This window comes from Bordetella petrii (assembly GCF_000067205.1).
GTDB lineage: Bacteria > Pseudomonadota > Gammaproteobacteria > Burkholderiales > Burkholderiaceae_B > Bordetella_A > Bordetella_A petrii.
On record NC_010170.1, the window covers coordinates 1,413,764 to 1,427,107 of the forward strand.

Below are 13,344 nucleotides of genomic sequence, written 5' to 3' on the forward strand. Positions count from 1 at the left end.
AACATGCCTGAGCATCAGGACGTCCGGCCTGACGGAACGGTAGCGTTCCTGCCGCATCGCCTCAATCGCCATCCCGTGGTCGTGCGCGGCCTCACGGCGGATGAGTTGTGGGTGTGCGCAGGCCTGTCGGGCGCGGCCGGCCTGTCGGTGGGCATTCCGCTGGCGATTGTCTTCTCGATGATCGCCATCGCGCCCACCGCCATCGTGCTCGGCATTGCCGCCGGCGTCTTCGCCGGCGGCGGCATGCTGCGCCGCCAGAAACGCGGCAGGCCCGACACCTGGCTGTACCGGCAGATCCAGTGGTGGATCGCGCGGCGGCATCCTGGCCTGGCCCAATTCATCGGCGGCCGCGATCTGGTGACCCGTTCGGGCTACTGGACCACCAGACGGAGGACCGCCTCGTGAGCCGGTTCAAGAATGAGATCACCCACCTGCAGGCGCACATCAAGACCCTGCGCCTCGGCGCGGGCGCGTTGCTCCTGGTGGCCCTGGTGATGGGGATCGGCTGGTGGAACGCGCCACGCGACCTGACCATCCACGTGCCGCCGGACCTGCGCTCGGGCAGCACCCGGAAATGGTGGGAGGTGCCGCCAGAGTCGGTTTATTCCTTCTCGTTTTATATCTGGCAGCAACTCCAGCGCTGGCCCGTCAACGGCGATGAAGACTACGCCCGCAACATCCACGTGCTGTCGCCGTACTTCACGCCATCCTGCCAGAGCTTCCTGCGCCACGACTACGACTACCGCCGCACGGCCGGCGAACTGCGTCAGCGGGTACGCGGGATCTACGAGATACCCGGCCGAGGCTACGGCGAAGACCCCACGCTGCGGGTAAAGGCGGTCTCAGACCGCGACTGGATCGTCACGCTCGATGTCACGGCGGACGAATACTACGGCTCCGAACAGGTCAAGCGTGCGTTGGTGCGCTACCCCCTCAAGGTCGTGCGCTCGGACGTCGATCCGGAACGCAACCCATTCGGCCTGGCCATCGACTGCTACAGCGGTGCGCCGCAGCGCATCACTACCCCCGACCCCGTGACACCGACCGGTACGACATCCGGCGGGCTCGGCGGCGCTTTGGGAGAGACGCCATGAAACATGTCCTTTATGCCCTTGGACTGCTGGTGACCACGAGTTTGCCGACCACGGTCCAGGCGCTGGAAATCCTGCGCTGGGAGCGGCTGCCGCTGGCGGTGTCCCTGCATGTGGACCAGGAGCGCGTCGTCTTCATCGACCGCAATGTCCGCGTCGGCGTCCCCGCATCGCTGGCCGGCCGCCTGCGTGTCCAGAGCGCCGGCGGCGCGATCTACCTGCGGGCCAGCGAGCCGATCGAGCCCACCCGGCTGCAATTGCAGGACGCTGACAGCGGCGCCTTGATCCTGCTGGACATTGCCGCCGAACCAGCACCGGCCGGCCAGGCGCCGCTGGAGCCGGTGCGCATCGTCGAGGCCGAAGGCGCTCCGACCCGTTACGGTGACCTGGCAGCGGCGGCTAAGAGCGACGACAACGGCACGCAGGAAGCGGTCTCCCGCACGGCTCGCGAGACGCCCGTGCCGGTGGTGCTGACGCGCTATGCGGCCCAGAACCTTTATGCGCCGCTGCGTACCGTCGAGCCGGTATCCGGCATCACGCGCGTCAATCTGAAACGCAACTTGCCACTGGACACCTTGTTGCCGACCCTGCCGGTGCGGGCGCGCGCGCTCGCGGCCTGGCGGCTCGATGGCTTGTGGGTGACGGCGGTACGGCTGAGCAACATCTCGAAGCGCTGGCTCTCCCTCGACCCTCGCGACCTGCAAGGCGACTTCATGACCGGGGCCTTCCAGCACAACACGCTGGGTCCGGCCGGCACGCCCGATGATACCTCGGTCGTCTATCTGGTGACGAAGGGGCACGGGCTGGGTGAATCGCTGCTGCCGACGATCAGCCCGGTCAATGCCGCACTGAACCTGCCGGAACCCAAAACACCGGCTCGCAAGGATGGAGGCCGTCATGAAAGGTAATGGCCTGCTCAAGTGGTTGATGATCCCGATGGCGCTGCTGCTGGTGTTCGTCGGCGTGAAGCTGTTTTCCGGCGGCGGGGGAAGCCAGCCTGGTCGGGACGGCGGAACCCAGCTCACACCGGAAGAAGCCAGGGCGCTTGGCATCGAAGGCGACACGCCACGGGATACGGTGGCCACCCTGGTCGGCCAGGTCCGGCAGCTGCGCACCGAACTGCAGACGGCGCTGACCGACAACAAGACCCAGAAGGCGGAGAACGAACGCCTGCGTCAGCGCGAGGGTGCCATCGATCGCCGTATCCAGAGCGCCCTGGAGACCGAGCGCAACCAGCTGAAAAATGACCGTGAACAGGTCGCCAGCGAACGCCAGCAAACCCAGGGCCTGCTGCAGGACCTGCAGCGCCAGTTCGAAAACCTGAGCGGCAAGAACGGCCATGCCGATCTGCCGGTCGGGCTTGGCCTTGAACCCGGCGATGGCGCCGGGCTCGGAACCGATGGCGTGCGATGGATCGAGCCGGAAGATGCGCGCAGCGACGGCAAGAGCCGCAGCCCCGGCACCACCGGAAGCTTCACATTCCCGAACAGCTTCGGCCCGGCACAGAAGACGTTGGACACCACCCGGGAGACGGTCGCGGATGCCGGAGCCAAGGCGGCCGGCATCTCCACCGCCAGGCCGGTCTATACCGTACCGACCAACGCCACGCTGATGGGTTCGATTTCGATGACGGCATTGATCGGGCGCGTCCCGATCGACGGGACCGTGAACGATCCGTACCCCTTCAAAGTCCTGATCGGCCCGGACAATCTCACCGCGAACGGCATCGACATTCCCGATGTCGCCGGTGCGGTCGTTAGCGGCACGGCGTCGGGCGACTGGACGCTCTCTTGCGTGCGCGGGCAGATCCGCTCGGTCACCTTCGTGTTCCATGACGGCACCATCCGCACGGTGCCGGAGGACGGCGAGCGTGGCGGCAACCGCCAGCAGAACGGCAACGGCAATGGCAATGGCAGCAGTACGCAGGATGGCCTCGGCTGGATCAGCGATCCCTATGGCATTCCCTGCGTGAGCGGTGAACGGCGCAGCAACGCCCAGCAATATCTGGGCACCCAGGCGTTGATCACCGCGGCTGGAGCCGGCGCCGCCTCACTGATCAAGTCCGACAACGGCAGCGTGGCGGTGGTCGCCAACAACAACGGCTCGCTCGGCACGGTCGGCATTTCCGGCAACGAAGCCATGGGCCGCATCCTGGCCGGTGGCGTCCAGGACATGTCGCAGTGGGTGAACAAGCTCTATGGCCAGGCGTTCGCAGCCGTCTACGTCAAGCCCGGCGCCAGGGTCGCGGTTCATCTCGAACAACCCCTCACCATCGATTACGACCCGAAGGGGCGCAAGGTCGATCATCGTCTCGGAGGTGCTTCTGATGCACAGGATCTGGATTAACGGCATGGCGGTGCTCGTCATCGCCGTGGCGCTTGGCGGTTGCTCGACCAGTAAGGAAAAATTGCTGCCTCACGATGGGCAGAGCATGCTGGATATCTGGAACGAGGAAACCGGCGGTAGCGCCCGCGGCGGCCAGACCGCACGGCAGTTGCTAGACGCAAGACAGTCGCTGCGCCGCCCGCTGACCGAAGTCGATGTGAAGGCCGCACCTGCGGTCAATGCCAGCTACACCCGCACGGCGCAAAACGAGATCTACCGGCAGTTCCAGCGCCTGCCGAATCCCGATCTCGTGATGTACGTGTTTCCCCATCTTGTGGGCACCGATCCGGTGCCCGTCCCCGGCTACACCACCGTCTTCCCGCTGTACCAGCGCGTGCAATACGCCATGCCGGGCGAACGGACCGAGGATTACTGATGGGACCGTTCTTCAAACGCCGCGCTACACCGCCCGATACTGACAGCGGCTCCTCGCCAGAGGCTACACCCGACGCATGGGAGCGCTACCTTGCGCAACTACAGGCCCATGGCATCCCTGAACCAGGCAAACAGGACACCAGGCGCAGGCCCGCGACGCTGGCCGACGAGCAGGCGTTGTATGAGGTTTCGCCGTCCTTTGCCGACCTGCTGCCGTGGGTCGAGTATCTGCCGGAGTCCCGATGCATGCTACTGGAGGACGGCATTTCCGTCGCCGCATTCTTCGAGCTGATGCCGATCGGTACGGAAGGCCGGGAAGCATCCTGGCTGGCTCAGGTTCGTGACGCCCTTGAAAACGCGCTCCAGGACAGTTTCGATGAGCTGGACGAGTCCCCCTGGGTGATCCAGCTGTATGCTCAGGACGATGCCGACTGGAACCGCTATCTTTCCACCCTTGAAAACTACCTTCAGCCGCGGGCCAGGGAAAGCGCGTTCACGAAGTTCTACCTCCGCTTCTTTGGCCACCATCTGCGCGCCGTCTCCAGACAGGGAGGGCTGTTCGAGGACCGCACCGTCACGCGCTTGCCCTGGCGCGGGCAGACGCGGCGTGTTCGACTGGTCGTCTACCGGCGTGTCGGCAATGCGCCAGCCCGCCGCGGACAATCCCCCGAACAGGCATTGAATGTCGCCTGCGAACGCCTGGCCGGCGGCCTAGCCAATGCCGGCGTGCAGGCGCACCGCCTCGATGCCGCTGCCATCCATGCCTGGTTGCTGCCTTGGTTCAATCCTGGACCAAGCTTGCTGGGCCCGACAGACGAAGACCGTGAGCGGTTCTATCGCCTGGCTTCCTATCCGGAAGCGACCGGAGAAGACGAACTGGAACTTGCCAGCGGCACCGATTTCGCGCAGCGGCTGTTTTTCGGCCAGCCGAGATCCGATGTCGACAACGGCCTCTGGTTCTTCGACGGCATGCCCCATCGCACCATCGTGCTTGATCGCTTGCGCACGCCGCCTGCAACCGGCCACCTGACCGGCGAAACCCGCAAAGGCGGTGACGCCATCAATGCCCTGTTCGACCAGATGCCCGAAGACACGACCCTGTGCCTCACCCTGGTGATCACGCCCCAGGACATTCTCGAAGCCCATCTGAACCATCTGGCGAAGAAAGCGGTCGGCGAAACCCTGGCATCGGAACAGGCGCTGAAGGACGTGCAGCAGGCGCGCGGGCTGATCGGCAGTTCGCACAAACTCTATCGCGCTTCGCTGGCGTTCTACCTGCGCGGCCGCGATCTCGCCGATCTCGATATGCGTGGCCTCCAACTCGGCAATGTCCTGCTCAATGCCGGTCTGCAGCCGGTGCGCGAGGAAGACGAAGTAGCACCACTCAACAGCTACCTGCGCTGGCTTCCCTGCGTCTACGATCCCGGCAAAGACAAACGGCAGTGGTACACCCAGCTGATGTTTGCACAACACGCGGCCAATCTGGCGCCGGTCTGGGGCCGCAGCCAGGGGACCGGCCACCCCGGCATCACCTTCTTCAACCGCGGCGGTGGTACGGTTACGTTCGACCCGCTTAACCGGCTCGATCGGCAGATGAATGCGCACCTGTTCCTGTTCGGGCCCACGGGATCGGGCAAGAGCGCGACCCTGAACAACATCCTCAACCAGGTCACAGCGATTTATCGCCCGCGAATGTTCATCGTGGAAGCAGGCAACAGCTTCGGGTTGTTCGGTGATTTTGCGGCGCGGCTGGGCCTCACCGTGCATCGCGTCAAGCTCTCACCCGGCGCCGGCGTGAGCCTTGCACCGTTTGCCGATGCCTGGCGCCTGGTCGATACGCCGAGCCAGGTGCAGACACTCGATGCCGACGCGCTGGACGAGGACAGCGCCGAAGAGGAATCGACGGAGGGAGACGAACAGCGTGACGTGCTGGGAGAACTGGAAATCACCGCCCGGCTGATGATCACTGGCGGCGAGGATAAAGAGGAAGCCCGAATGACAAGGGCCGACCGCAGCCTGATCCGTCAATGCATCCTTGAGGCCGCACAACGCTGCGTATCGGAGAAGCGCACGGTATTGACCCGCGACGTGCGCGATGCGCTACGCGAGCGTGGCCGCGATCCCACGTTGCCGGAATCGCGCCGCACGCGCCTGCTGGAAATGTCGGATGCGATGGACATGTTCTGCCAGGGAATCGACGGTGAAATGTTCGACAGGGCCGGGACCCCCTGGCCGGAGGCCGATATCACCATCGTTGACCTGGCGACGTTCGCGCGGGAGGGCTACAACGCGCAGCTCTCGATCGCGTATATCAGCCTCATCAACACGGTCAACAACATCGCTGAACGCGATCAGTTCCTCGGTCGCCCCATCATCAATGTGACCGATGAGGGCCATATCATCACGAAAAACCCGTTGCTTGCGCCCTATGTCGTGAAGATCACGAAGATGTGGCGCAAGCTGGGGGCCTGGTACTGGCTCGCCACCCAGAACCTCGACGACCTGCCAAAAGCGGCGGAACCCATGCTCAACATGATTGAATGGTGGGTCTGCCTCAGCATGCCGCCCGACGAGGTGGAGAAGATCGCCCGTTTCCGCGAACTCAATCCGTCACAAAAAGCCCTGATGCTCTCAGCCAGGAAGGAGGCCCGGAAGTTCACGGAAGGCGTGATCCTCTCCAAGTCGATGGAACTGCTGTTCCGCGCCGTCCCGCCAAGCCTGTACCTGGCGCTTGCCATGACCGAGCCGGAAGAGAAGGCTGAGCGCTACCAGCTAATGCAGCAGTTCGGCATCGGCGAACTCGACGCTGCCTTCAAGGTCGCGGAAAAGATCGACCGGGCGCGCGGCATCAACTCGTTGCCGCTGGACGCACTGGACTGAACGGCGAACTGGCCGGCGGCCTCCGAAAGGAGAGAGCGGCCAGTCAGACCTGTTGTCAGACCAGTTCCATTTCATCCGGTGCGGCGGGCTTGTTGTCGGGCAGTTCGCCGTTGTTCGACAAGACAATCACCTCATCCGCCTGCATGGGGTATGCCAGCAGATACCCCTGAAGGGTATCGCAGCCGAGACTGGTCAGGAATTCCTGCTGCTCGGCCGTTTCCACGCCTTCAGCGACCACCCGAAGGTCAAGCGTCTGCCCCAGGGCGACGATGGCCGAAACGATGGCGGCATCCTCTGTGCCGCAGGCAAGGTCATGCACGAAGCAGCGATCGATCTTGAGTTCCGAAGCCGGCAAGCGCTTGAGGTACAGCAGGCTCGAATAGCCTGTCCCGAAATCATCGATAGAAATGCGCACACCGATATCATGGAGCCTCTGAAGGATGGTCTGACTGCTATCGACGTCACGCATGGCCGTCGACTCGGTGATTTCCAGCACCAGCCGATGCGGTTCCAGTCCGTGGCGATCCAGAGCGCCGCGCACGGCCTCGACCAGGCCCGAATGCGCGAGTTGCACCGCCGACAGGTTGACCGCAATGGTCCAGTCCTCTCGCCCATCATCCCGCCACTCGGCCATCTGCCGGCACGCCTCGTTCAGCACCCATTCGCCGATAGGCACGATCAGGCCCGTTTTCTCGGCCAGCGGAATGAAGCTCACCGGGCCGAGCATGCCATGGGCGGGATGCTTCCAGCGCAGCAACGCCTCCAGGCCAGTGATCGGACCATGGGGCGCGGTGAACTTGGGCTGGTAGTAGAGAACCAGCTCGTTGCGCTTGAGCGCCATACGCAAGTCCTGCAGCAGCTGCACCTGGCCGTGTGCATTGGCGGTCATCGATGCCTCGAAGAAGCAGTAGTCGTCGCGGCCTGTACCCTTCACGTGATACATCGCCGCATCGGCATTGGTCAGCAGTTCGTCCTGGCTTTCGCCATTGCCCGGATAGATGGCGATGCCGATGCTCGTGGACACATGAAGCTCATGCCCGTTCACCAGGTATGGCTCTCCGATCGCAGCCACCAGCTTGCTGGCCAGGACTCCGGCATCGGTTGGTTCGTCCACCTGGGCCAGCACCACGAACTCGTCACCGCCAACGCGTGCCACGGTGTCACTTCCGCGCGTGTTCTCGACGATACGGCCAGCGGCGGCCACGAGAAGCATATCGCCCATCAGATGTCCGTAGACGTCGTTGACTGCCTTGAAACCATCCAGATCCATGAACATTAGCGCGAAGCGGATTTTCTCACGGCGAGCCCGCTCCATGGCCTGGCCCAGGCGATCTTCCAGAAGCACGCGGTTGGGCAGCTTGGTGAGGTTGTCGTGAAGAGCAAGGTAGGTCAGTTCCTGATTGGCATCGGCAAGTTCTTTAGCCAGCAGCGCAGTGCGCGACTCCATGCGCTGATCGAGCACCGAAACGATCAACGCGATAGCCAGTATGGCCAGCGTCGCCAGGATGATGGTCAGGCCGAGCCAATAGGTTTGCACCCCGCCTTGTGCCGCACCGCAAATGCTGCCAGCGGGAAATTCCGCCGCGGCCATGCCGATATAGTGCATGCCGGCGATCGTCAGGCCCATCACCGCGGCGGCGCCGATACGAAGCTGGTCCACCTTCGCGGAGCGCCGGCGGAGTACGAAAGCGCACCATATTGCTGCCGCAGACCCGGCAATCGCAACGAGCACGGACAATCCGAGCAGCGTCGTGTCATAGACGATGCCGGGCATCATCCGCATCGACGCCATGCCCGTGTAGTGCATGCCCGCCACGCCAACCCCCATCACAAGGGCGCCAGCGGCAAGCAACCGGTAGCTCAACGTTTCCTGCGTGACGATCCAGAGGGCAAAGGCGGACGCGGCAACCGCGAACAGGAGCGACAACAGCGTGATGAGCAAGTCGTAGCCGAGATCGATCGGTAGATCGAAAGCCAGCATGCCAATGAAGTGCATCGACCAGATGCCGATCCCCATGGTGCAAGCGCCACCCGCCAGCCACCACCGGGCAGGACGACCAGAAGATGTCGCGATACGGCCTGCAACAACCAGGGTGGTATAGGATGCCAATATGGCAACCGCCAACGAGAACAGCACTAATAGGCTGTCATAGCTGCCATCAAGCATCTAAATAATTCCCCTTCTTCAAATCAATTCATCACGGCAATTCAGCTAATTCCGTAATGCCACTACAAAGTCTTCCACTTTAAGAAGGGAGCGAGCACCAACCAAGTGCATTTCCAGCTATCTGAGTGTTATAATAATAAGAACAGGTGATTCTCATCACTCCGCCGCAAGCAGCGGCGGACGCTCCTCAGCGCCGTCTTTCCCTCCTCGCCGTTGTCAGGTTTCAGTGCCGCAAGGCCGCATGACCGGGACTGGATACTCAAAATATATCGACTGGTTCGGCCCGAACTTGAATCGCAGCGCAATCTAATCAGACAGCATCGTCGTCTAATGCCGAGACAGCGGCACCGGGCAATGCAGGCATCGGTCTACTGCATCGTGATCAGATAGACGCACCGGGCCAACCAACAACCCGGTTCGGTCAAGTTCGCTTTGTTTGCATCAGGAGCGCGCCGGTTGTGTTCGACTGTGGCAATGAACCGGCGTGGAGCAACCCGACCTTTCGGCGGGCGATCAGGAACCTGTCATGCAATCCTCTCTTTTCTCTCGTTTTCCCCGTTTTCCCCTTCGCCGCATGGTCGGCCCCCTGGTGGCTCTCACTCTCACCGTGTTGCTTCTGGCCGCCTGGTACTTGGCGAGCCCGTCCGGCTCACCGGCAAAGACCGGCGCGGAAAACGCTGCCTCGCAACAACTCCAGGCGGGACCGCCATGGCGGTACGGCAGGGCCGACGCGCGCTTTACACTGGTTCTGTACGCCGATCTGGAATGCCCTTACTGCAAGAGCTACTACCCGCTGCTCAAGGCATGGGTCGATCGGAATCCGGAGACGAACCTGCAATGGCACCATCTGCCGCTCTCCATGCACGAGCCGGCCGCGACACGGCAAGCGCGACTAGCCGAATGCGCGGGTGAAGCCGGAGGGCACGCCGCGTTCTGGCAGGCGGTCACCTGGATCTACCAGCAAACCCGCAGCGATGGGGCCGGCATACCTGACAACGTGCGTTACCCGGCACTCACGCCGGCAATGCAGACCTGCCTGGACAGCACACGCACCGAGGCAATCATTCAGGCGCAAGCCAACGAGGGTTCGCGTGATGGCGTCACTGCCACCCCCACACTAAAGCTGAGCGACAACCAGAGCGGTCGTACACTTGTCTTGCCCGGTCCCCTGGAAGGCGACGCGCTATTGTCTGCGCTGGATTTGCTATCCGCCGATGGCGATACCGACCAGGGCATGAACGTCGAGACACCCGCCGATGCAGTCAGCAGCGTGCCAAGGTGACCTGGGTTTTCCAAGGCAAAGCAGCCTTTAATCCCATGACCTCGAATAGTCATGGTCCTTGAATAGACCGGGCAAGCCGGACACCTGCTTGAATCGAAGCACCTCGTCATCGTCCATGCCCAGCTCGCGGGCCACGTCGACCTCGCTCCATCCGGCCTGCAAGAGCTTGACCACGATGTCGGTCATCGGCAGCACGGAATGAACCCCGCGGGCGCGGTTGTGACGGATCGTGGCGGCGATCCGGTCGGCCGTCGCGGCGCGCCCGCTCCGGATCGAGACCACCGGCAGATAGCCGTGCAGGCGCTTCCTGATCGGCCCCTGCTTCTTGCCTATCTTCTGACGGTGGAAACCGTCGACCACCACATAGCTTTCTTCCTGTTCGTGCGTGACGATCGGCTGGGTGAAGCCATCGGCATCGATCGACAATTCCAGCAGCTTCATTTCCGGCGCAGCCACGGAATTCGGGTTGTAGTCGTTGGCCTCGACCTGTTCGCCCCGCACCCACTGCACGCAGTCCACCGGCTCATCGGCGAACGGGCTATGCTCGTGCAGCCGCAGGCGGATCTGGTTGATGGCTTCGACTCGCCTCGCCAGTGGCAGGCTGTCCAGTTCGGTGAACAGGGCTTCGGCCCGGTTCGTCAGGTTGATTACTTGTGGCATATTTCTGTCTCTCCAAAGTCACCCAGCTTCCGCGGGAGGACTGAACGTTGAATCCGTGCGGTTCGAGGAACTTTGCAGCAGTCTGCTGCACGCGCGCCGTACAGCTCAGGCCCAGGCCATCGACATGCTCGAGAACCTGGCGGCGTAGCTCACCGAACAAACCCCGGCCGCGCGCCTCGGCGCGCAGGTAGCCTTCGCGCAGGCGCACGATATCGGAGCGCTGCTCGATGCTGATGAAGCCCAGAACGCGAGCCTCGCCCTTGCGGCGGACGATGAACCAGCGGTACAGCGGCCCATCGTTGAGCGGATAGCCGCCGCATTCGCGCCGCACGCTCGGACTGGCGAAGAAATAGCCCATATGGGAAAAAAACGCTGCCTCTCCATCCGCCGAGCGTATCTGGGTGAAATCGTATTTTGCGAAGAGGGTCATGATGATTGCCCCTCAATCAGCGCCAGCGTGTCGATGTCCTGGCGAGCGAAACCGAAGGACAGCGAGCGCGCCATGTCCTGCTTGAGCAGCGACAGGGCAACACGGCGCCAGGAGGGCTGGGCCTTGCGGTTTTCCAGTTCCGGAATACCGGCATCGGGCCAGGAAGCCAGCGGGTAGTTGTGCTTCTCCCACCAGTCGATGAAGACCCCGATCCGGCGCTGGTAGACCTGACGCAGCGGCCCCGGCATGCTGCGCAGCAGGAATTCGCAATATTGCCGCCACGTCTCGAAGGTCGGCGGCAACCCCATCCCCCCGCGATAGCCGAGAAAGCGCTGGCGGCTGTACCGTGCCGCGTAGTTCGCGCCAGCGACACGCTGCACGACACGGAACCAGGTTTCCGGCTCCAGCTTGTGAAACAGATCGAGCCCCTTGCGCTGATCATCGCCATAAGGCTGGCAGATGCGCATCTGCGAAAACGGAACGCCCGCCAGATGCATGCGATCGTAGAGCCGGTTGTAGGCGTGGCCATGCTCGGCGACGTACCGCCAGAGATCCTCGAACCGCCAGTCGTAGATAGGAAAGAAGGTGACAGCGCGGCTGTCTGGCTGGTCCCTTGCGCTCCACTGGACCGGCATATGCGAACCAGGCGGCGTCCAGGCGCGCTTCTTCACCCTGGCACGGCGTTTGACCGCCAGAAAGCGATTGAGCGACTCATCGGACCGGATGCCGACCAGAAAGGCGGTCGGAACATCCTGAGCAAGCCACTCGTCAAACTCGGGAACAAATTCCTCGAACTCCATGCGATGGCGGTAGAAGGGAAACCGGCCAGGATCGTTGATGACGGCCGGATGGGTTGGCATCGGTCTGATCCAGTCCGCCTCGCGCCCGGGTTCCCAGGCGCACCAGTAAGGTTCTTGCAGGCTGGAGGCATTGCGCAGATTGATCGGGAGGCAAACCCACCAGGCGCGCACATCATCGCGGCTGAACATCTCCTCGACGTGATCGATCGTCGCCTGATATTGCCCTTCCAGATCGATGAACAGCGCATCGACCGGCCCGCGGCCCATTTCACGGGCGACCTCGAGCGCGAGGTGCAGTGTGACGGAGCTGTCCTTGCCGCCGGAAAAGGCGACACATACGCGCTCGAAATTCTCGAAGATCAGCCGGATACGGGCCTTGGCCGCATCATAGACATTGATGTCATGGTAGTTCTTGGTGCTCATCCCCGCCCGCGTCTCTCCATAATAGTCAGCTGTTCCGTTGCCGCCGTCTGCCTCCGGAACCGGAAGACTTTCGCATCGGACCATTTGCCGCTTGCTTTTGCCGTGACGGCAGTTCAATTCCTATCAATGCCAGGGCGTCTGCAACACGATCTGCCAAGCTGCCGAACTCATCGCTCTCCTGCTGACCGAACAGGGTCCGCAAATGCAGATCGCTCAGGATCGCCCCGAAGATCGTGCTGGCCAGCCGATTCGCGTCGTACTCTCTCAAGGTCTCGTCGGCGCGCTGTAGCTCCTTCAGGCCATCGACCAGATACGCCTGCACCCGCACCACGATCCGCGACCAGAAATCGACGGCCAGCTCCGGATGGTTTTCGGCCTCTGAAATGATGAGGCGCGTGATCCTGATCTGCCGTTCGGACAATACGAAGCGCGCCATTTCCAGAAGGCGGTCGTGCAACTCCACAATCAGGGCGTCCCGGCCGGCCGCCGCCGGCACATGCGGACGCTTCCCCGAAAAGCCTTCCACGTCGCCAATCACCGCTGTGAACAACTCGCGCTTGTCCGCGTAGAAGGCGTAAAGCGTCCGCTTGGACATGCCAGCCTCGCGCGCCATCTCCTCCATCGTTGCCGCCCCATAGCCGACGCGCGCAAACACCCGTTCAGCCGCCTCAAGGATGCGTTTGCAACGTTCTTCTTCGGAGAAGACGGAGGGACGCCCCGTGCGAGCTTTATCGCCGGGGGCCGAGACAACGGCAGGCATCAGCGGTTCCGATATGGCAGATTGATACTTACAAAACGATACTGTTTTATTATGCTCCATGCAACTGCAACAGGTCGGAGACCCGTGGCTT

General features: G+C 62.8%; 12 protein-coding genes. 7 read left to right on the plus strand and 5 right to left on the minus strand.

What is annotated here, in order from left to right:
• Positions 1-3 precede the first annotated feature (3 nt).
• From BPET_RS06865 to BPET_RS06890, 6 genes are read left to right on the plus strand one after another with little or no spacing between them, the layout of a single operon-like run.
• On the plus strand, positions 4-405 hold the full coding sequence (locus BPET_RS06865) for a TIGR03750 family conjugal transfer protein (protein WP_012248341.1): 402 nt from the start codon (positions 4-6) through the stop codon (positions 403-405).
• The gene (locus BPET_RS06870; protein ID WP_012248342.1) at positions 402-1,094 is read left to right on the plus strand and encodes a PFL_4703 family integrating conjugative element protein; all 693 of its coding nucleotides are present in this window, start codon (positions 402-404) and stop codon (positions 1,092-1,094) included. Before BPET_RS06865 ends, BPET_RS06870 begins: the two co-directional genes overlap by 4 nt.
• A complete protein-coding gene (locus BPET_RS06875) occupies positions 1,091-1,999 on the plus strand; it encodes a TIGR03749 family integrating conjugative element protein (protein WP_012248343.1) in 909 nt (302 codons plus the stop codon). Before BPET_RS06870 ends, BPET_RS06875 begins: the two co-directional genes overlap by 4 nt.
• Entirely contained in the window at positions 1,989-3,437 is a 1,449-nt protein-coding gene (locus BPET_RS06880) for a TIGR03752 family integrating conjugative element protein (RefSeq protein WP_012248344.1), read from the plus strand. Before BPET_RS06875 ends, BPET_RS06880 begins: the two co-directional genes overlap by 11 nt.
• Positions 3,418-3,852: a TIGR03751 family conjugal transfer lipoprotein gene (locus BPET_RS06885; RefSeq protein WP_012248345.1), complete on the plus strand. Its 435-nt coding sequence runs from the start codon at positions 3,418-3,420 to the stop codon at positions 3,850-3,852. Before BPET_RS06880 ends, BPET_RS06885 begins: the two co-directional genes overlap by 20 nt.
• Positions 3,852-6,731: a conjugative transfer ATPase gene (locus tag BPET_RS06890; protein WP_012248346.1), complete on the plus strand. Its 2,880-nt coding sequence runs from the start codon at positions 3,852-3,854 to the stop codon at positions 6,729-6,731. Before BPET_RS06885 ends, BPET_RS06890 begins: the two co-directional genes overlap by 1 nt.
• 55 nt (positions 6,732-6,786) lie before the next feature.
• Here the strand turns inward: BPET_RS06890 and BPET_RS06895 are convergent, their stop codons facing one another.
• Positions 6,787-8,898 carry a putative bifunctional diguanylate cyclase/phosphodiesterase gene (locus tag BPET_RS06895; RefSeq protein WP_012248347.1) on the minus strand — a complete coding sequence of 704 codons (2,112 nt, stop codon included), beginning with the start codon at positions 8,896-8,898 and terminating at the stop codon, positions 6,787-6,789.
• 526 nt (positions 8,899-9,424) lie between these two features.
• Here BPET_RS06895 and BPET_RS06900 point away from each other — a divergent pair.
• Positions 9,425-10,180, plus strand: coding sequence for a DsbA family protein (locus BPET_RS06900; protein ID WP_012248348.1), 756 nt, complete (start codon positions 9,425-9,427; stop codon positions 10,178-10,180).
• Between the two features lie 27 nt (positions 10,181-10,207).
• On the opposite strand, the gene BPET_RS06905 is transcribed toward BPET_RS06900, so the two are convergent.
• From BPET_RS06905 to BPET_RS25460, 4 genes are read right to left on the minus strand one after another with little or no spacing between them, the layout of a single operon-like run.
• Positions 10,208-10,828, minus strand: a complete 621-nt coding sequence (locus BPET_RS06905; protein ID WP_231852698.1) for an IbrB-like domain-containing protein — start codon at positions 10,826-10,828, stop codon at positions 10,208-10,210.
• Positions 10,719-11,270, minus strand: coding sequence for a GNAT family N-acetyltransferase (locus BPET_RS27290; protein WP_231852666.1), 552 nt, complete (start codon positions 11,268-11,270; stop codon positions 10,719-10,721). The genes BPET_RS06905 and BPET_RS27290 overlap by 110 nt, the downstream gene beginning before the upstream one ends.
• The gene (locus BPET_RS06910; protein WP_041862769.1) at positions 11,267-12,493 is read right to left on the minus strand and encodes a phosphoadenosine phosphosulfate reductase; all 1,227 of its coding nucleotides are present in this window, start codon (positions 12,491-12,493) and stop codon (positions 11,267-11,269) included. Before BPET_RS06910 ends, BPET_RS27290 begins: the two co-directional genes overlap by 4 nt.
• Before the next feature lie 25 nt (positions 12,494-12,518).
• The gene (locus tag BPET_RS25460) at positions 12,519-13,253 is read right to left on the minus strand and encodes a TetR/AcrR family transcriptional regulator (protein WP_050978219.1); all 735 of its coding nucleotides are present in this window, start codon (positions 13,251-13,253) and stop codon (positions 12,519-12,521) included.
• Positions 13,254-13,344 lie beyond the last annotated feature (91 nt).